Genomic DNA, 19,015 nt, shown 5'->3' on the forward strand with positions numbered 1-19,015 from the left:
GGAGTCATGTAATGTCATCCGTTGATAGCCTGAGAACCCTTAAGACCCTGCAAATCGACAACAAGACCTACCACTACTTCAGCCTGCCCGAAGCCGCCAAGAGCCTGGGAGACCTGGACAAGTTGCCGATGTCCCTCAAGGTGCTGCTGGAAAACCTGCTGCGCTGGGAGGACGACAAAACCGTCACCGGCGCCGACCTCAAGGCCCTTGCCGCCTGGCTCAAGGAGCGCCGCTCCGATCGCGAAATCCAGTACCGCCCGGCCCGGGTATTGATGCAGGACTTTACCGGCGTACCCGCCGTGGTCGACCTGGCCGCCATGCGCGCCGCCGTGGCCAAGGCCGGTGGCGATCCGCAGCGCATCAACCCGCTGTCGCCGGTGGACCTGGTGATTGACCACTCGGTGATGGTCGACAAGTTCGGCAATGCCGACGCCTTCGAGCAAAACGTCGATATCGAAATGCAGCGCAACGGCGAACGTTATGCGTTCCTGCGCTGGGGCCAGAGCGCCTTTGATAATTTCAGCGTCGTGCCGCCGGGTACCGGCATCTGTCACCAGGTCAACCTGGAGTACCTGGGCCGCACCGTGTGGACCAAGGACGAAGATGGCCGCACCTACGCCTTCCCCGACACCCTGGTGGGCACCGACTCCCACACCACCATGATCAACGGCCTCGGCGTGCTGGGCTGGGGCGTGGGCGGTATCGAGGCAGAAGCGGCGATGCTCGGCCAGCCGGTGTCTATGCTGATCCCGGAAGTGATCGGCTTCAAGCTCACCGGCAAATTGAAAGAAGGCATCACCGCCACCGACCTGGTACTGACGGTCACGCAGATGCTGCGTAAAAAAGGCGTAGTGGGCAAGTTCGTCGAGTTCTATGGCGACGGCCTCGCCGACCTGCCCCTGGCCGACCGCGCCACCATCGCCAACATGGCCCCGGAATACGGCGCCACCTGCGGCTTTTTCCCAGTGGATGACGTGACCCTGGACTACCTGCGCCTGTCGGGCCGGCCTACCGCCACCGTCAAGCTGGTCGAGGCCTATACCAAGGCCCAGGGCCTGTGGCGCAACGCCGGCGAAGAACCGGTGTTCACCGACAGCCTGGCCCTCGACATGGGCACTGTCGAGGCCAGCCTGGCCGGGCCGAAACGCCCACAGGACCGGGTCTCGCTGCCGGATGTGAGCCAGGCCTTCAGCGACTTCCTCGACTTGCAGTTCAAGCCTGCCAGCAAGGAAGAAGGTCGCCTGGAAAGTGAAGGCGGTGGCGGTGTTGCGGTGGGCAATGCCGACCTGGTGGGTGAAGCCGACTACGACTTCGAAGGCCAGACCTATCGCCTGAAAAACGGCGCGGTGGTGATTGCGGCGATTACTTCGTGCACCAACACCTCCAACCCGAGCGTGATGATGGCCGCCGGCCTGGTCGCGAAAAAAGCCGTGGAAAAGGGCCTGAGCCGCAAGCCCTGGGTAAAGAGCTCGCTGGCGCCCGGCTCCAAGGTGGTCACCGACTACTACAACGCCGCCGGCCTGACCCCCTACCTGGACCAACTGGGCTTCGACCTGGTGGGCTATGGCTGCACTACCTGCATCGGCAACTCCGGGCCGCTGCCTGAGCCTATCGAGAAAGCCATTCAGCAAGCCGACCTGACGGTAGCGTCGGTGCTGTCCGGCAACCGAAACTTCGAAGGCCGCGTGCACCCGCTGGTGAAAACCAACTGGCTGGCCTCGCCACCGCTGGTGGTGGCCTATGCCCTGGCCGGGACCGTGCGCATTGATATCAGCAGCGAACCCCTGGGCACCGGCAAGGATGGCCAGCCGGTCTACCTGCGCGATATCTGGCCCAGCAGCCAGGAGATCGCCGACGCGGTGGCCCAGGTCAGCACCAGCATGTTCCACAAGGAATACGCCGAGGTGTTTGCCGGTGACGCACAGTGGCAAGCCATTGAAGTGCCGCAGGCCGCGACTTATGTGTGGCAGGAAGACTCCACCTATATCCAGCACCCGCCGTTCTTCGATGACATCGCCGGGCCGCTGCCGGTGATCAAGGATGTGCAGGGCGCCAATATCCTGGCCCTGCTTGGCGACTCGGTGACCACCGACCACATCTCCCCTGCCGGCAATATCAAGGCCGACAGCCCTGCCGGACGCTACCTGCGCGAACAGGGTGTGGAACCGCGGGACTTCAACTCCTACGGCTCGCGCCGCGGCAACCATGAAGTGATGATGCGCGGCACCTTCGCCAACATCCGCATCCGCAACGAAATGCTCGGCGGCGAAGAAGGGGGCAACACCCTCTACATTCCTACCGGCGAGAAGATGCCGATCTACGATGCGGCCATGAAATACCAGGCATCCGGCACGCCATTGGTGGTGATCGCCGGCCAGGAATACGGCACCGGCTCCAGCCGCGACTGGGCCGCCAAGGGCACCAACTTGCTGGGGGTCAAGGCGGTGATCGCCGAGAGCTTCGAGCGCATCCACCGCTCCAACCTGGTGGGCATGGGCGTGCTGCCGTTGCAGTTCAAGCTGGACCAGAACCGCAAGGCCCTGCAACTGACCGGCAAGGAGAAGATCGACATCCTCGGCCTGACCCATGCCGAGATCGAGCCACGTATGAACCTGACGCTGGTGATTACCCGCGAAGATGGCCGTAGCGAGAAGGTCGAGGTGCTGTGCCGGATCGACACCCTCAATGAAGTTGAGTACTTCAAGGCGGGCGGGATTCTGCACTATGTATTGCGTCAGCTGATTGCTTCATAACGCGTCAAGCCATACAAAACACCGCCTTCGGGCGGTGTTTTCATTTTTGCCTCCAGGTACCGCCGCTATAATACGCACCCGTTGCAAGAACCGGCTTGCCGGTTCCTGCAAAAGCAATTGCGTCATTTTTAACGTCACAAGGATTTTCAATGCCCGTTTTACCCTGGCTGTACCTGGCACTTCTATCCATCGGCTATGCACTGGCCCTGGCCTACGGGCAACTGGGTTTACTGGCCCTGGTGTCCATCGGCCTATTGCTGGTGGCAGGTTACGCCGTGCGCCAACAACACATCCCATGGGCGCGCTACCTTGGCCATGGCTTGTTTATCGTGCTGGCCCTGGGCCTGGCGATGCACTGGCTGCCCGGTTTCTACAACGGTCGCGGGATCGACCCGCAGCGCTTCAGCGCCGATGCCGTGCCCTTCTCGATGTACCTGAACCAGGACAAACCGTTGATTGGTTTCTGGCTGCTGCTGGTCTGCCCGTGGATCGTCGCTCGCCGCCCGTTGCGCCTGTCGATCTATGCCACGGCCCTGGCCTTGACCCTGACCACCATCGCCGCCCTCGGCGGGGCGGTGCTTCTGGGCATTATCAGTTGGGCGCCCAAATGGCCGGACCAGGCTTGGCTCTGGGTGTTGAACAACCTGTTACTGGTGACCCTGGTTGAGGAAGCACTGTTTCGCGGCTATATCCAGGGCGGCCTGAGCCGGCGCTTCAAGCAACTGCCTTATGGCGAAAACCTCGCCTTGCTGCTGGCCTCGCTGCTGTTTGGCCTGGTGCATGTGGGCGCGGGTTGGCAATGGGTGCTGCTGGCCAGTATCGCCGGCGCGGGGTATGGCCTGGCCTACCGCTTCGGCGGCCTGGGCGCAGCGATTGCCACACACTTTGGCTTGAACCTGCTGCATTTCGGGCTGTTTACCTACCCGATGCTGGCGGGCTGAGCCGCCACTCTGCACTGAACACAAAGCCGCCTTCGGGCGGCTTTTGTGTGTTCGGGGTTCGATAAAACCTAGCCGTACGGTCAGTGGTCGCACCTACCCCCGTTCGGCAGAATGCCTAGGAGCTTTCGTACTCACCCAACCAGCAGAGCTTTCAATTGCCGGGACTGCGATGAGGGAACCCACGCCTGTGTGTCAGGTACCCAATAAGAACCCACGCCCATGACTCTCAAGACCCTGTCCATCTTCGGTACTCGTCCGGAGGCCATAAAAATGGCGCCGCTGGCGATCCAACTGGCAGCTGATGCCGATTTCGACGCAAGAATCTGTGTCACCGCGCAGCATCGCGAGATGCTGGACCAAGTGCTTGAGCTGTTTGAGCTGGTACCTGATTACGACCTGAACATCATGAAGGCAGGCCAAAACCTGACGGATGTGACCACGGCCATCATCCAGGGGCTGCAGGCGGTGCTGGATGACTTCAAACCGGATGTGATCCTGGTTCACGGCGACACCGCCACCACCTTCGCCGCCAGCCTGGCGGCCTATTACCGGCAGATCCCGATTGCCCACATCGAGGCCGGGCTGCGCACCAACGACCTGTACTCGCCCTGGCCGGAAGAAGGCAATCGGCGCCTGACCGGCAGTCTGGCGACGATCCACTTTGCGCCCACGCAAACATCCCGGCAAAACCTGCTCAATGAAGGCGTAGCCCCGGACAGCATCCATGTCACGGGCAACACCGTGATTGATGCGCTGCTCAGTACGGTGGAGAAACTGGTGCCGATCCGCGCCAGGCTTGATCGGCAGTTTGCCTTCCTGCCCCTGGGGCAACGCATGGTGCTGGTGACGGGTCATCGCCGCGAGAACTTTGGCGAAGGTCTGGAGCGTATCTGCCAGGCCCTGGCTCACAGCGCCCGGTGCTTTCCGGACGTGGCCTTTGTTTACCCCGTGCACCTGAACCCCAACGTACAGCAGCCGGTGAAACGTCTGCTGGCGGGGATCGACAACGTGTACCTGATCGCCCCCCAGGATTACTTGCCCTTCGTGTACCTGATGACCCGCGCCCACCTGATCCTGACCGATTCGGGCGGCATCCAGGAAGAAGCACCCGCCCTGGGCAAGCCGGTGCTGGTGATGCGCGAGACCACAGAGCGCCCCGAAGCGGTCGCGGCAGGCACCGTCAGGCTGGTAGGCACCGACATCGGTTGCATCACCCATCACCTCAACCAATTGCTGGAGAACGAGGCCGAGTATCGGCAAATGAGCATCGCCCATAACCCTTATGGCGACGGTAACGCTTGCCTGCGTATTCGGGCAGCGCTACTGGACCTTCCACAAAAAAACGAGGCCGCCGCATGAGTGTCGAGAAGATTTGCGTCATCGGCCTGGGCTACATCGGCCTGCCAACCGCAGCCATTTTTGCCTCGCGCAAAAAACAGGTGGTCGGCGTGGATATCAACCCGCGCATCGTGGACATCATCAATCGCGGGGCCGTGCATATTGTCGAGCCCGGGCTGGAGCTGCTGGTTCACGCGGTGATCACCCAAGGCTACCTGCGGGCAACCACCACGGTGGAACCTGCGCAGGCGTTCCTGATCGCCGTCCCCACGCCATTCAAGGACAACCATGAACCCGACCTGAGCTATATCCGGGCAGCGGTCGAAACCCTGGCCCCGGCGCTGAAAAAACGCGACCTGGTCATCCTCGAGTCCACTTCCCCGGTGGGCACCACCGAGCGCATGGCCCAGTGGCTTGCCCGGGCGCGCCCCGACCTGACCTTCCCGGCAACCCACGGCGAAGCCAGCGATATCCGCATCGCCCACTGCCCGGAGCGTGTGTTGCCGGGCCATGTACTACGCGAACTGGTGAGCAATGATCGGATCATCGGCGGCCTGACGCCGGCCTGTTCGGCCGCTGCTGCCCAGTTGTACCAGACGTTCGTCGAAGGCCAGTGCCTTGTGACCGACGCGCGTACGGCAGAAATGTGCAAGCTCACGGAAAACAGCTTTCGCGACGTCAATATTGCCTTCGCCAATGAGCTGTCAATGATCTGCGCACAGTTGAGGATCAACCCTTGGGAGCTGATTCGCCTGGCCAACCATCACCCGCGGGTGAACATCCTCCAGCCAGGTCCGGGTGTGGGCGGGCACTGCATTGCCGTCGATCCGTGGTTCATCGTCAGCCAGACCCCGGAACTGGCGCGCCTGATCCGTACGGCCCGCGAGGTCAATGAGTATAAGCCGCAGTGGGTGATCCAACAGGTCAAGCTGGCGTTGGCCACGCTGCTGCTCAAGCGTACCGACCTGCAGGCAGGCAGCGTACGGATCGCCTGCTATGGCCTGGCGTTCAAGGCCGATATCGACGACCTGCGTGAAAGCCCCGCCCTGGGTATCGCCCGGCAACTGGGCAAGGAGCTGGGGGTAAAACTGCTGCTGGTAGAACCGAACATCGAGGGGCTGCCCGCCGACATGGCGATGCACGCGCTGACCGATACCACCGACGCCCTCGAGCGGGCGCAGATTCATGTCGTGCTGGTCAGGCATCGCGAATTCATGTCGATGCCCGCCCTGCGCGATGGCCTTCTGGTGATTGATGCTGCCGGCGTGCTGGCGGCTTGAGAACGAATCAAGGATGAATGCGATGGAACGCGCCTTACACAAGCAACTGCGCCAGGACCTTGAGGAGCAACGCGCGAACAGCGAACAATTGCAGGCGGCCCTCACCCGCGCTCTTGAGCAGATCGCCACGCTTGACGACAGCCTGAACAGTGCCAATGCCAAGCGCCACCTGGCAGAACAGCGGCTGATCAAGACTCGCGCCAGCCTCACCTATCAATTGGGCTACCAGTTGAAGACCGGCACCCGCTCGCTGGGCGCATTGCTGCGCCTGCCGGCGATCTTGTTCAGGCTGTACCGGCAAGCCCGCAGGAACCGCCCGATTTGCACCCCCACAAAGGTTGAGCATGTACGGCAGTCGCTGCCTGCCACCGCGCCGGTTATCGCGCCCCCCGCGCCCCGCCCGCTGGCAGAGGCCGAGCATGTCCACCGCCATCTGCTGCCAGGCGCCCAGGAGAATACCAAGCCATTAAGAATGGCCTGCGTGATGGACGCATTTACCTACGATGCCTACCGCCATGAATGCCAGTTGCTGCAACTGACCCCGACCCGCTACCTGGCGGAACTCGAAGCGTTCCAACCCGAATTGCTGTTTATCGAGTCGGCATGGCGCGGCCAGGATGACGTGTGGCGCAACAAGGTGGGGCACAATTGCGAAGAGCTGCGGGGCGTCGTGCAGTGGTGCAGGGAACACCACGTGCCTACGGTGTTCTGGAACAAGGAAGACCCCGTGCACTACGACACCTTCCTGAATACGGCCAAGCAATTCGACTTTGTATTCACCACCGATATCGACTGCATTCACCGCTATAAAGGCGCACTGGGACACGACCGCGTCTACCTGCTGCCCTTTGCCTGCCAGCCGGCGGTGCACAACCCGATTGAGCTGTATGAACGCAAGGACGGGTTCTGCTTTGCCGGTTCCTACTACGTCCGTTATCCCGATCGGATCCGCGACCTCGTCAACCTCATCAGTGAACTGTCACGTTTGCGCCCCTTGGAGATCTACGACCGCAACCTCGGTAAACAAGACTCCAACTATCAGTTCCCTGTGGAGTATCAACCTTACATCGTGGGGACCTTGAGAGCCGATCAAATGGCCCTGGCCTACAAAGGCTATCGCTACGGGATCAATCTCAACTCGGTCAAGCAATCCCAGTCGATGTTTGCGCGACGCGTCTTCGAGCTGCTGGGCTCCAACACCCTGACTGTCAGCAATTTCTCCCGCGGCCTGCGCGTGCTGTTGGGGGATCTGGTTATCGCCACCGACAACAGTTCACACATGCTCAACCAGCTCAAGACACTGGCGGACAACCCGCAATACAGCGCCAAACTGCGCCTGGCCGGCTTGCGCAAGGTGATGCAGGAACACACCTACGCTCATCGCTTGCGGTATGTCATGGCCAAAGTCACCGGCACGCCTCAAGACGATCCCTTGCCCACGATCTGCATCATCGCCAACGCGGTCAACAACGCCGAGCTGCTGGCACTGACCCGGCACCTGCAGCGCCAGCGCTACAGCAATATCCTCATGACGGTAGTGGTGCACTCGGGGGCAACCGCTACGGACCCACGCTTGCGCCTGATCAGCCGCAAGCAATTGAATGCCATTACCGTGGCTGAACTGGCCAACGGCGCAGCCTGGGTGGGCGGGATGCTCGCCGAGGACTATTACGGCCCCCACTACTTGCTCGACCTGGCCCTGGCCACGCGCTACAGCCAGACCAGCGTGATCGGCAAGGTGGCGCACTACGCAGCCGACGAGCATGGCATCCATCTACAGAACGCAGGGCAAGACTACCGTTGCAGCAGTGCCATCGCCGCCCGTTGCGCACTGATCAAACCCTCGTCGCTGGCCGGGCAAACTGCCTGCGCCTGGCTCCACGCCCTGCCCTCCCTCGAGTACCGAAACCCTCTGGCCCTGGCAACCGATGCCTTCAACTACTGCAAAAATGCGGCTGGCGCCAACCCACAGCACGTCAGCGCCGTGGTGGATGATGTTGAGGCGGCTAGCGGTATCACCCTCGACACACTGCAACGTCACGCAGAAACCATCCCCCCGCTGCAAGTGAGTGTCAGCACGCCGTACATCAGCGGCGAAGCCTTGGCAAAGCTGTTTGCCCCACTAGGCAGTAGGTTGCTGCAAGCCGAGGTCGACGCAGGTACCTGGCACATCAGTTCAACCCTCGCGGACGGTCGGCACGAATACCACTATGCCCGGCAGGACCTGCCCGTGGACCAACTGGCTAGCAGCGCTCCCCTGAAGCTGTTCCTCGATGCCACCCCAGGCCTGAATATTCAGTTGGTCATCCTGTTTCTAGATGCGCAGAAACAACGCATCAGCCATCAGCTGCACACGGCTAATTGCAACCTGAGCTGTGATGTCCCCCCCGAAACGGCCTGCGTGCGCCTGGGGATCCGCGCTTACGCAAGTGGCAGCACAACAATCAAGGCGCTGGTCCTGGGCCATCGCGATACGCAGCCATCGACACTGCTCGGCAAAGCCGGGCACTTGCTGCTGAGCAACCATTACCCGGCCTATGACGACCTGTACCGGAACGGCTTTTTGCATACCCGTGTGAGCGCGTATCAAGCGCAAGGGCTAGCGGTGGATGTGTTCCGCCTGCGGCCAAATGAGCCGGTCAGTTACCAAGAGTTTGAAAACGTCGATGTCATCACCGGCTCCCAGGCAGCCCTGGCAAACATGCTCGGGTCGGGGTCATACCAATCGGTGCTGGTGCACTTCCTGGATCCGCAGATGTGGGAGGTGTTGCGCAAGCACGCCCTCCCCACAATTGTCTGGGTCCATGGCTCCGAAATCCAGCCATGGTGGCGGCGGGCGCACAACTACCTCAGCGCAGAACAACAGCAACTGGGCACACTTGAAAGCGAGCGGCGCTTGGGTTTCTGGCGCAACCTGTTGAACCCCATGCCGGCCCATTTGCAACTGGTGTTCGTCTCCCATCACTTTGCCGAGGAAGTCATGGAAGACCTGGGTTTTCGCTTACCCAAAAACCAGTACCGGATCATTCACAACCCGATTAATACCCAGTTGTTTTCCTATCAGGAAAAACCGCCTGAACAACGCAAGAAAATCCTCTCGATCCGCCCCTATGTATCGCGCACTTATGCCAATGACCTGAGTGTCAAGGCCATCCAGTTGCTGGCGCAAAAACCCTGGTTCAGTGAACTGCAATTTCGCCTGATCGGGGACGGGCCTTTATTTGAGGAAACGTTGGCCCCCCTGCGCCAATACGCGAATGTGCGGATTGACAAGGGTTACTTGAAACAATCCGAAATCGCCGAACTACATAAAGACTATGGGGTGTTCCTGTGCCCCAGTCGCATGGACACCCAGGGTGTTTCTCGCGACGAGGCAATGGCCTCGGGCTTAGTGCCGATTACTAATCGAGTCGGCGCAATACCGGAGTTTGTCGATGATGAATGTGGTTTTCTCGCGGCCCCAGAGAGCTTCATCGAGCTGAGCGACGCCATTGAAACCCTGTTCCTGAACCCCCGCACGTTCCAGGAAAAGTCCCTGCGCGCCAGACAACGGGTGGTTATGCAAAGTGACACGCTGCAGATATCACAGGCTGAACTCAACCTCATACGAGACTCAAATGACCATCGAGAAAGCGTCGACATTACAGATCACCCTGCTATCGACTCTGGGCTGGTGCATGTCATTGGCTCGTAAATTCATGCGGGTCACTCCGACCGCCACCTTCACCGCCCATACCGCCCACTTCTGCGCGCAAGGCCTATTGATCGTGACCTTCCTGTTGCCGATCAAAATACTCATCCTGTTGGGCTCCGAGTCGATACCCGAGTATTTACCCCCGGCCCTCAAGTCATTCAGCAAGCCCTGGCTGATTATCGGCCTTAGTTTATTGACCGCTCTGTTTTATGGCTTGTACTTACTGTCCGAGCTGATTGCGTCGCGCTATTCCAGAACGGGCGCCTACCAACTGATGAAGCACAACCAAAAGTCCCACAGCTTGAGTCATCAGCGACCGTTGGCGGTACTGGCGTTTTCCAGGTTCACCCGAGGTTTGTCAGCGGCCAGCTTCGTGACAATTACCCTCGGCGCACTCCTTTACATCTACCCCGCGTTACTGACCATCGCCCTTACTTACATTGCGGTCGTCACCACACTGATCATCGTTTTATACAACCGCAAAGACCGCATCCGTTCAATTGTGCAGCGCCACCATCATGCGCTGCTCAATGCCCTGTCCTCCCTGGGCTTCCTGGGAACATTTGCCTTTATGGTCATGGACTTTCTGTACATGACCCCTACCCCCATCTATATCGCCCTTATCTCGTTGATTCTGGTCCGGCAAAGTCTTGCCCGGCTCAAGTCGATGATTGAGGACGCTATTTATCTGAAAAACCATCAGCAGAAAATCAATGCCCTGTTCTTCGCCCATTGATTCTCAACTAGCCGAACAGGAGAGGGTTCCCGTGACTCGTATTGCCATGCTCGTATGGAACGAATTTCGCAATGACGCCCGGGTATTGAAACAAGCCCAGACCCTTCAGTCGGCTGGCTATCTAGTCACGGTATTCGCGCTGCATACCCCCGGCGTGACCCGTAGTAAGGAAACCCTCATGGATGGCACCCGGGTAGTTCGGGTCGCACGACGTCCGTTATGGCGATGGCGCCGTGTCAAAGCGCAACAATCGCCGAGCGCGTCGGCTGCTGGCAACCCAATGACCGTCCTGCGCGTAGTTGCCCGGCTGTGGACCCATATCGGCCTGATAGCGCGCATTGCCGGGCACCGCGCCACGGTGATCCACGCCCATGACGTCAATACCCTGCCCAGCGCCTGGCTCGCCGCCCGGCTCAGTGGCGCCAAGCTGGTGTACGACGCCCATGAGCTCAGCACCAGCCGCGAAGGTTACGGGCGCTACCGCAAGTGGGTAGCGCTGATCGAGCGCACGCTGATGCCCAGGACTGACGGCAACATCACCACCACCGAGACGCGGGCGAAGTTCTTTGCCCGGGCATACGCGATTGCCCGCCCGCAGGTGCTGCAGAATCGCCCCCGGTTCAGCAACAGCCCGCCGACGCAACGGATCCGCAACGAACTGGGGCTGTTGCAGCCCTGGCCGATCATCGTTTATCAGGGAGGATTGCAGCAGGGACGCGGGCTGGAACGGCTGTTGCGGGTAGCGGCAAGGGTACCGGATGCCTATTTCGTGCTGATCGGCGGCGGCAAGCTCTGCGTGCCGTTAATGACGTTATGCAATGAACTGGGCCTGGCCGAACGGGTGCATTTTATCCCGGTGGTGCCCCTGGCGGATTTGCCCAGCTACACCGCGTCGGCCGACATTGGTGTGCAACCCATCGAAAACACCTGCCTGAACCACTTCACCACCGACTCCAACAAATTGTTCGAGTACGTGATCGCCGGGCTGCCGGTGATCGCCACGGACTTCCCGGAAATTCGCCGGATTGTCAGAGCCCATGACATCGGGCTGCTGGTACCGGCGGGTGACGACGTGCAACTGCAAACAGCCCTCACCCGCCTGCTGGGTGATCCCGCGTTACGCCGCAGGTATGCCGGCAATACCCTGATTGCCGCCAGATATTTGAACTGGGAACAGCAAGAAGCCGAACTGGTGGGGCTGTACCACCGGTTGGCAGGCAAGGACCAGGGCCATCCATGACCATACGAATTCTGCTACTGAGCTTCTATTACCCGCCTGACCTGGCGGCATTCCGAGTCGAAGCGATGGTCGAGGCCCTGCTGGCGCACCCGGGCGACGAGGTGCAGATCGACTTGCTCACCACTCATCCCAACCGCTATGCCACCTCTTGCACGGTAGACAGCGATGCCCAACAGCGGCCAGGGCTTTGTATTACGCGCATAGCCCTGCCCAAGCACCCCAGGAACTTCCGCGATCAGGCCTGGGGGTTTGTTGCCTATGCCCATGGGGTGCGCAAAGCGATAAAGGGCAAAGAGTACGACTTGATCCTCGCCTCCTCCTCGCGGCTGATGACCGCCGCCCTGGCGGCGTCTATCGCCAGCGCACGCAAGACGCCGCTCTATCTGGATATCCGCGATATTTTCGTCGATGTATTGCCCGACCTGTTCCCCGGCGTTATGGGCAAGTGCCTGGCCCGGCTGTTTTGCGTGGTCGAACAGCTTACGATAAACCAGGCATCGCGGATCAACCTGGTGTCACCGGGATTTCTCAGTTACTTCGTCGAGCGCTACCCGCATAAGACGTTTTCCACCTTCACCAATGGCATTGACGCCCTCTTCTGCCAGCCAGCACTCCAACAGGACACCCCCTGCGCACCTGCCGATCGCCTGAAAATTGTCTATGCCGGCAATATCGGCGCAGGCCAGGGCCTGGAAAAAATCATCCCGCAGTTGGCTGAACGCTTGGCTGACAGGGCGCGCTTCTTCGTGATCGGCCATGGCGGCACGCTACAAAAGTTGCGGGATGAACTGCAAAGCCGGCAGATCACGAATGTCGAACTGATTGCACCGACCCCCCGCGCCCAGCTCATCACTCACTATGACCAGGCTGATGTGCTTTTTTTGCACCTCAATACATTCAAGGCGTTCCTCAAGGTCATTCCTTCCAAGTTGTTCGAATACGCCGCCACCGGCAAGCCGATCCTGGCAGGCCTGGAAGGCTACTCAAAACACTTCGCCACTACCCATATCGCCAACGCTTCGGTGTTTGCCCCGGCAGATGTGGAGTCCGCCATCGCCGCACTGGCTCGACTCAAGCTCGAGCCCACCGACCGCTCGGCATTCGTTCGCGATTACGCACGGACCACCATCCACCAGCGCATGGCGATGGACATCCTGGGCACCCGATAGAAACCCGCTGATTATTGCAAAAATAAGTTAAATAAAAGCCCGCCGGGGCCGACAACCTGTCAAAGCCTTGCGGATTGATCAATCATGCGTAATAACCAACCCGTTACCCAGCGCGAACGCACCTTCCCCGCTCAACAACGGTTGATCTCCACGACCGATGCCAAAGGCGTGATCACTTACTGCAACGATGCGTTTGTCGAGATCAGTGGGTTTTCCCGGGATGAACTGATGCGCGCCCCGCACAACCTGGTTCGCCACCCGGATGTGCCGGCGGCCGTGTTCGCGCATATGTGGACGACGCTCAAACAAGGCTTGCCATGGATGGGCATCGTTAAGAACCGCTGCAAGACCGGCGATCACTACTGGGTCAACGCCTACGTGACCCCGGTGTTCGACGGCGAACAGGTGATCGGCTACGAATCGGTGCGGGTCAAGCCGACCGCCGAGCAGATCCGCCGTGCCGAAGCGCTGTACCAACGAATCAACCAGGGCAAGTCGGCCATCCCGCGCAGCGATAAATGGTTGCCGGTACTGCAGGACTGGCTGCCGTTTATCCTGGTCAGCCAATTGAGCTTCCTGATCGGCGTCTGGTTCGACTCCCACTGGGGTTTTGCCCTGGCCGCCGCCTTGTCGGTGCCCCTGGGCCTGCTCGGCCTGAGCTGGCAGCAGCGCGGCCTCAAGCGCCTGCTGCGCCTGGCCGAACAGACCACCTCCGACCCGCTGATTGCTCAGATGTACACCGACAGCCGTGGCGCGCAGGCGCGACTGGAGATGTCGATCCTCAGCCAGGAAGCCCGCCTGAAGACCTGCCTGACCCGTTTGCAGGACACCGCCGAACACCTCAACGACCAAGCGCGCCAGTCCAACACCCTGGCCCACAACAGCTCAACCGGCCTGGAACGCCAGCGCGTCGAGACCGAGCAGGTGGCCACCGCCGTCAATCAGATGGCTGCTACCACCCAGGAAGTCGCCAGCCATGTACAGCGCACGGCCGATGCGACCCAGGAAGCCAATCGCCTGACCAGCCGTGGCCGGGACATTGCCGGGGAAACCCGCGAAGCCATCCAGCGCCTGTCGGTGGTGGTTGGAGAGACCGGGACAACCGTGACCCAACTGGCCAAGGACAGCGACGAAATCGGCGGCGTGGTGGATGTGATCAAAGGCATTGCCGACCAGACCAACCTGCTGGCCCTCAACGCCGCCATCGAAGCGGCGCGTGCCGGTGAGATGGGCCGTGGGTTTGCGGTGGTGGCCGATGAAGTGCGGCAGCTGGCGCAACGCACCAGCGAATCCACCGGGCAGATCCATGCCCTGATCGCCAAGCTGCAACAGACCGCCAGCACCGCCGTGCAGACCATGGATGCCGGGCATCGCCAGGCTGAAGAAGGCGTGGCACGGGTGATGGAGGCTGATGCGGCGCTGGTGGGGATCAGTGAGGCGGTGGCGCATATTACCGACATGACCACCCAGATCGCCGCCGCGACCGAGGAGCAAAGCTCGGTGGCCGAAGAGATCAGCCGCAATATCAGCACCATTGCGCTGTTGGCGGACCAGACTTCGGAGCAGGCGTTGAACTCGGCGCAGTTGAGTGAAGAGCTGACGCATACGGCGAATACGCAGTATTCGCTGGTGGAGCGGTTTAACCGCTAGGGATTGACTGCCTGATCTAGCCCTATCGCGAGCAAGCTCGCTCCCACACTTTGATTTGTGAATCCATTCAAAATGTGGGAGCGAGCTTGCTCGCGATGAGGCCCTAACAGGCGCCGAGAAACCCTGCCACCTTCCCCGCCGCAGCCTCCAAATGCTGCGCATGACTAAACCCCGAAGCCTTCAACGGCTTCAAATCATGATCCCCCGCCACCAGCCACATCACCTCGATGCTCGGCGACAGCACATACCCCTCCACCGCCGCCCGATTGCCCAGCGCATCGCGTTCGCCCTGCACAATCAAGGTCGGGGTCTTCAGCCCGGCCAGATGCTCGACCCGTGGCTTCTCTGGCTTGCCCACCGCGTAGAACGGATACCCCAGACACACCAGTGCATCAGCCGCCAATTCATCGGCCAATAAACTGGCCATCCGCCCGCCCATGGACTTGCCGCCAATAGCCAAAGGCCCAGCGACATGACGTCGCACCTGGGCATATACCTCGCGCCAGCATTCCAGCAGCTTTGGAGCCGGATTCGGTGGGCGCCTGCCCCCGTCCACGCGGCGCTGGGCCATGTAGGGAAACTCGAAGCGCAATACGTTCACGCCATGCCCGGCAAGGCGTGCAGCCATGTCGTCCATAAAGCCGGAGTCCATCGGCGCGCCAGCACCGTGGGCCAGGATCAGCGTGGGTGATGGGCCAGCGCCCTCGCGCGTGGCTGCATTCCACAACCAACCGTATTCACCCACACACTGCGCCCATTGATCCCCGTCAATACTGGCCTTGTGCTCTTTGCCCATGCTTGCCTCGCTTTTTAGTCTGCCTATAACTCCAGCCCAAGTGCTGCATCTGCTTGGGTTGAACCGTGGATGGGGAACCATGAACACTACTTTAAGTACCGCCTATAACTACAAGGTGGTCCGCCAATTCGCCATTATGACGGTGGTGTGGGGCATCGTCGGCATGGGGCTCGGGGTTTTTCTCGCCGCCCAGTTGGTATGGCCCGAACTCAACTTCAACCTGCCTTGGACCAGTTTCGGTCGATTGCGCCCACTGCACACCAACGCGGTGATTTTCGCGTTTGGTGGCTGCGCGCTGTTTGCCAGCTCCTTCTACGCGGTGCAACGCACCTGCCAGACCCAGCTGTTCGCGCCGAAAGTCGCCGCGTTCTGCTTCTGGGGCTGGCAATTGGTGATCCTGCTGGCGGCAATCAGCTTGCCACTGGGCTATACCAGTTCCAAGGAATACGCCGAGCTGGAATGGCCGATCGACATCCTGATCACCATTGTCTGGGTCGCCTATGCCATCGTGTTCTTCGGCACCGTGGCCAAGCGCAACACCAAGCACATCTACGTCGGTAACTGGTTCTTCGGTGCGTTCATCATCACCGTAGCGATCCTGCATATCGTCAACAACCTGGAAATCCCGGTCAGCCTGACCAAGTCCTACTCGCTGTACGGCGGTGCGACGGATGCCATGGTGCAGTGGTGGTACGGCCATAACGCCGTAGGTTTCTTCCTCACCGCAGGCTTCCTGGGGATGATGTACTACTTCGTGCCGAAACAGGCCGAGCGTCCGGTTTACTCCTATCGCTTGTCCATCGTGCACTTCTGGGCACTGATCACCCTGTACATCTGGGCCGGTCCTCACCACTTGCACTACACCGCGCTGCCGGACTGGGCACAGTCCCTGGGCATGGTGATGTCGCTGGTTCTGCTGGCGCCAAGCTGGGGCGGCATGATCAACGGCATGATGACCCTCTCGGGCGCCTGGCATAAGCTGCGCAGCGACCCGATCCTGCGCTTCCTCGTTGTATCGCTGGCGTTCTACGGCATGTCGACCTTTGAAGGTCCGATGATGGCGATCAAGACGGTCAACGCCCTGTCCCACTACACCGACTGGACCATCGGCCACGTACACGCCGGCGCTCTGGGTTGGGTGGCGATGATTTCCATCGGCGCGCTGTACCACATGATCCCGAAAGTCTTCGGTCGCGAGCAGATGTATAGCCTCGGCCTGATCAACGCGCACTTCTGGCTGGCCACTATCGGCACCGTGCTCTACATCGCTTCGATGTGGGTCAACGGCATTGCCCAGGGCCTGATGTGGCGTGCAGTCAACGAAGACGGCACCTTGACCTACTCCTTCGTCGAAACCCTGGTGGCCAGCCACCCAGGCTTCATCGTGCGTTTGGTGGGTGGTGCGATCTTCCTCAGCGGCATGTTCCTGATGGCTTACAACACTTGGCGCACCGTGCGTTCGGCACAACCTGCCGAAGTAGCCGCTGCGGCGCAGATGGCCTGAGGAGTCGATGATGAAACACGAAACGATTGAAAAGAACGTCGGCCTGCTGATGCTGCTGATGGTGCTTGCCGTGAGTATCGGTGGCCTGACGCAGATCGTCCCGCTGTTCTTCCAGGACGTCACCAACAAGCCGGTCGAAGGCATGAAGCCCTACACCGCGCTGCAACTGGAAGGCCGTGACATCTACATCCGCGAAGGCTGCGTACAGTGCCACTCGCAAATGATCCGGCCGTTCCGCGCCGAGACCGAACGCTACGGCCACTACTCGGTCGCCGGCGAAAGCGTGTGGGACCACCCGTTCCTGTGGGGCTCCAAGCGTACCGGTCCGGACCTGGCCCGGGTAGGTGCACGCTACTCCGACGACTGGCACCGCGCGCACTTGTACAACCCGCGCAACGTCGTGCCTGAGTCGAAGATGCCGGCCTATCCATGGCTGGTCACCGCCCAGGTCGACAGCAGCCACACCGAAACCAAGCTCAAGGTCATGCGCACCCTCGGCGTGCCGTACACCGACGCGGACATCACCGCCGCCGTGGACAGCCTCAAGGGCAAGACCGAAATGGACGCTCTGGTCTCCTACCTGCAAGTGCTCGGCACTGCAATCAAGAGCAAGAGGTGAACCATGGGTTTTGAACTGGATACCGGAATGATCCGCGGCCTCGGCACGCTGGTGGTGGCAATTGCCTTCATCGGCCTGTCGCTGTGGGTGTTCAACTCCAAGCGCAACCCGGAGTTCGCCGAGGCCTGCCTGCTGCCATTTGCCGATGAGCCTAAGCCTGACGCCACCGGCACCCCATCCGACGCTCAAGAAGAGCCTGTAACAAGGAGCATTCGGCCATGACTACCTTTTGGAGTACATGGATCTGTGTACTGACCCTCGGCAGCCTGATCGGCCTGACCTGGCTGTTGTTCGGCACCCGCAAGGGCGAGACCAAGGGCAGCGTCGACCAGACCATGGGCCACGCCTTCGACGGGATTGAGGAGTACGACAACCCTCTGCCCCAATGGTGGTTCCTGTTGTTCGCCGGCACCCTGGTATTTGCCGTCGGCTACCTGATCCTCTATCCGGGCCTGGGCAACTGGAAAGGCGTCTTGCCGGGCTATGAAGACGGCTGGACCCAGACCAAGGAATGGGACAAGGAAATGGCCAAGGCCGACGCCAAGTTCGGGCCGATCTTCGCCAAATTCGCAGCCATGCCCGTGGAAGAGGTCGCCAAAGACCCACAAGCGCTGAAAATGGGCGGTCGCCTGTTTGCCTCCAACTGCGCGGTGTGCCACGGTTCCGATGCCAAGGGCGCCTACGGCTTCCCGAACCTGGCGGACGACAACTGGCGCTGGGGTGGTTCGGCGGATGCAATCAAGCTGACCATCATGAACGGTCGCCACGCTGCAATGCCGGCCTGGGGTGAAGTGCTGGGCGAAGACGGTGTGAAAAACGTCGCTGCCTATGTACGCCACGACCTGGCCAAGTTGCCACTGCCGGCTGACAGCAAGGTTGACCTGGCCGCCGGCCAGCAAGCGTTCAGCACCACTTGCGTGGCCTGCCACGGCCCAGAGGGCCACGGCGTAGAAGCCATGGGCGCGCCGAACCTGACGCAACCTGCCGGCTTCATCTACGGCACCAGCCTGGCGCAGTTGCAACAGACCATCCGTCACGGTCGCCAAGGCCAGATGCCGGCACAGGAAGCACTGCAAGGCAACGACAAGGTCCACCTGCTGGCGGCCTACGTCTACAGCCTGTCGCAGAAAGAGCAGAAGTAAGCTGCACGCTACAAGCTGCAAGAGAAGAGCTCTCAACTCGGCTCTTGCAGCCCTCCCCCTCTCCCGCTCCAGACTTGCCACTCACCGCTGCCCCCTGCGCCCCATTGTCGCACCCTTCTAAAGCACACCTTTCCCCTCCCGCCATTCGGGTCT

General features: G+C 60.7%; 14 protein-coding genes. 13 read left to right on the forward strand and 1 reads right to left on the reverse strand.

The genetic code is table 11. The features are described 5' to 3' along the window. The first annotated feature begins 11 nt into the window (after nt 1-11). The 9 genes from acnA (at nt 12) to HBO24_RS09275 (ending at nt 14,801) form a co-directional block, all read left to right on the forward strand. Nucleotides 12-2,753: an aconitate hydratase AcnA gene (gene acnA / locus HBO24_RS09235; RefSeq protein WP_170059584.1), complete on the forward strand. Its 2,742-nt coding sequence runs from the start codon at nt 12-14 to the stop codon at nt 2,751-2,753. 149 nt (nt 2,754-2,902) lie between these two features. After that, entirely contained in the window at nt 2,903-3,694 is a 792-nt protein-coding gene (locus tag HBO24_RS09240; RefSeq protein WP_057438512.1) for a CPBP family intramembrane glutamic endopeptidase, read from the forward strand. A 219-nt stretch (nt 3,695-3,913) separates the two neighbouring features. Beyond that, nucleotides 3,914-5,053, forward strand: a complete 1,140-nt coding sequence (wecB, locus tag HBO24_RS09245) for a UDP-N-acetylglucosamine 2-epimerase (non-hydrolyzing) (RefSeq protein ID WP_057444914.1) — start codon at nt 3,914-3,916, stop codon at nt 5,051-5,053. After that, nucleotides 5,050-6,312, forward strand: coding sequence for a UDP-N-acetyl-D-mannosamine dehydrogenase (gene wecC, locus HBO24_RS09250; protein WP_170059585.1), 1,263 nt, complete (start codon nt 5,050-5,052; stop codon nt 6,310-6,312). The genes wecB and wecC overlap by 4 nt, the downstream gene beginning before the upstream one ends. Nucleotides 6,313-6,334: 22 nt before the next feature. Continuing rightward, nucleotides 6,335-10,006 (forward strand): glycosyltransferase, encoded by a 3,672-nt coding sequence (locus HBO24_RS09255; protein ID WP_233092192.1) that lies wholly within the window; start codon nt 6,335-6,337, stop codon nt 10,004-10,006. Continuing rightward, nucleotides 9,930-10,742 carry a hypothetical protein gene (locus HBO24_RS09260; protein ID WP_128592863.1) on the forward strand — a complete coding sequence of 271 codons (813 nt, stop codon included), beginning with the start codon at nt 9,930-9,932 and terminating at the stop codon, nt 10,740-10,742. The genes HBO24_RS09255 and HBO24_RS09260 overlap by 77 nt, the downstream gene beginning before the upstream one ends. Nucleotides 10,743-10,773: 31 nt before the next feature. After that, nucleotides 10,774-11,982, forward strand: a complete 1,209-nt coding sequence (locus HBO24_RS09265) for a glycosyltransferase family 4 protein (protein WP_262152995.1) — start codon at nt 10,774-10,776, stop codon at nt 11,980-11,982. Next, complete coding sequence (locus HBO24_RS09270; protein WP_170044391.1) at nt 11,979-13,151, forward strand: glycosyltransferase family 4 protein; 1,173 nt, start codon at nt 11,979-11,981, stop codon at nt 13,149-13,151. The genes HBO24_RS09265 and HBO24_RS09270 overlap by 4 nt, the downstream gene beginning before the upstream one ends. A gap of 84 nt (nt 13,152-13,235) precedes the next feature. Continuing rightward, the gene (locus HBO24_RS09275; protein WP_057960312.1) at nt 13,236-14,801 is read left to right on the forward strand and encodes a PAS domain-containing methyl-accepting chemotaxis protein; all 1,566 of its coding nucleotides are present in this window, start codon (nt 13,236-13,238) and stop codon (nt 14,799-14,801) included. Nucleotides 14,802-14,904: 103 nt separating this feature from the next. Here HBO24_RS09275 and HBO24_RS09280 read toward each other — a convergent pair whose 3' ends face one another. After that, entirely contained in the window at nt 14,905-15,597 is a 693-nt protein-coding gene (locus HBO24_RS09280; RefSeq protein ID WP_057439483.1) for an alpha/beta family hydrolase, read from the reverse strand. 79 nt (nt 15,598-15,676) lie between these two features. On the opposite strand from HBO24_RS09280, the gene ccoN reads away from it, so the two are divergent. The 4 genes from ccoN to ccoP are packed head-to-tail and all read left to right on the forward strand — an operon-like array spanning nt 15,677 to nt 18,862. Beyond that, nucleotides 15,677-17,101, forward strand: coding sequence for a cytochrome-c oxidase, cbb3-type subunit I (gene ccoN / locus HBO24_RS09285; protein ID WP_029300057.1), 1,425 nt, complete (start codon nt 15,677-15,679; stop codon nt 17,099-17,101). A gap of 10 nt (nt 17,102-17,111) precedes the next feature. Further along, nucleotides 17,112-17,720: a cytochrome-c oxidase, cbb3-type subunit II gene (gene ccoO, locus HBO24_RS09290; protein ID WP_029300055.1), complete on the forward strand. Its 609-nt coding sequence runs from the start codon at nt 17,112-17,114 to the stop codon at nt 17,718-17,720. 3 nt (nt 17,721-17,723) lie between these two features. Beyond that, a complete protein-coding gene (locus HBO24_RS09295; protein WP_057439484.1) occupies nt 17,724-17,942 on the forward strand; it encodes a cbb3-type cytochrome c oxidase subunit 3 in 219 nt (72 codons plus the stop codon). Next, a complete protein-coding gene (ccoP, locus tag HBO24_RS09300) occupies nt 17,939-18,862 on the forward strand; it encodes a cytochrome-c oxidase, cbb3-type subunit III (RefSeq protein WP_057439485.1) in 924 nt (307 codons plus the stop codon). Before HBO24_RS09295 ends, ccoP begins: the two co-directional genes overlap by 4 nt. The last annotated feature ends 153 nt before the right edge of the window (nt 18,863-19,015 follow it).

Source organism: Pseudomonas sp. WS 5410, assembly GCF_012985645.1.
In the GTDB taxonomy this organism is placed as follows: domain Bacteria; phylum Pseudomonadota; class Gammaproteobacteria; order Pseudomonadales; family Pseudomonadaceae; genus Aquipseudomonas; species Aquipseudomonas shahriarae.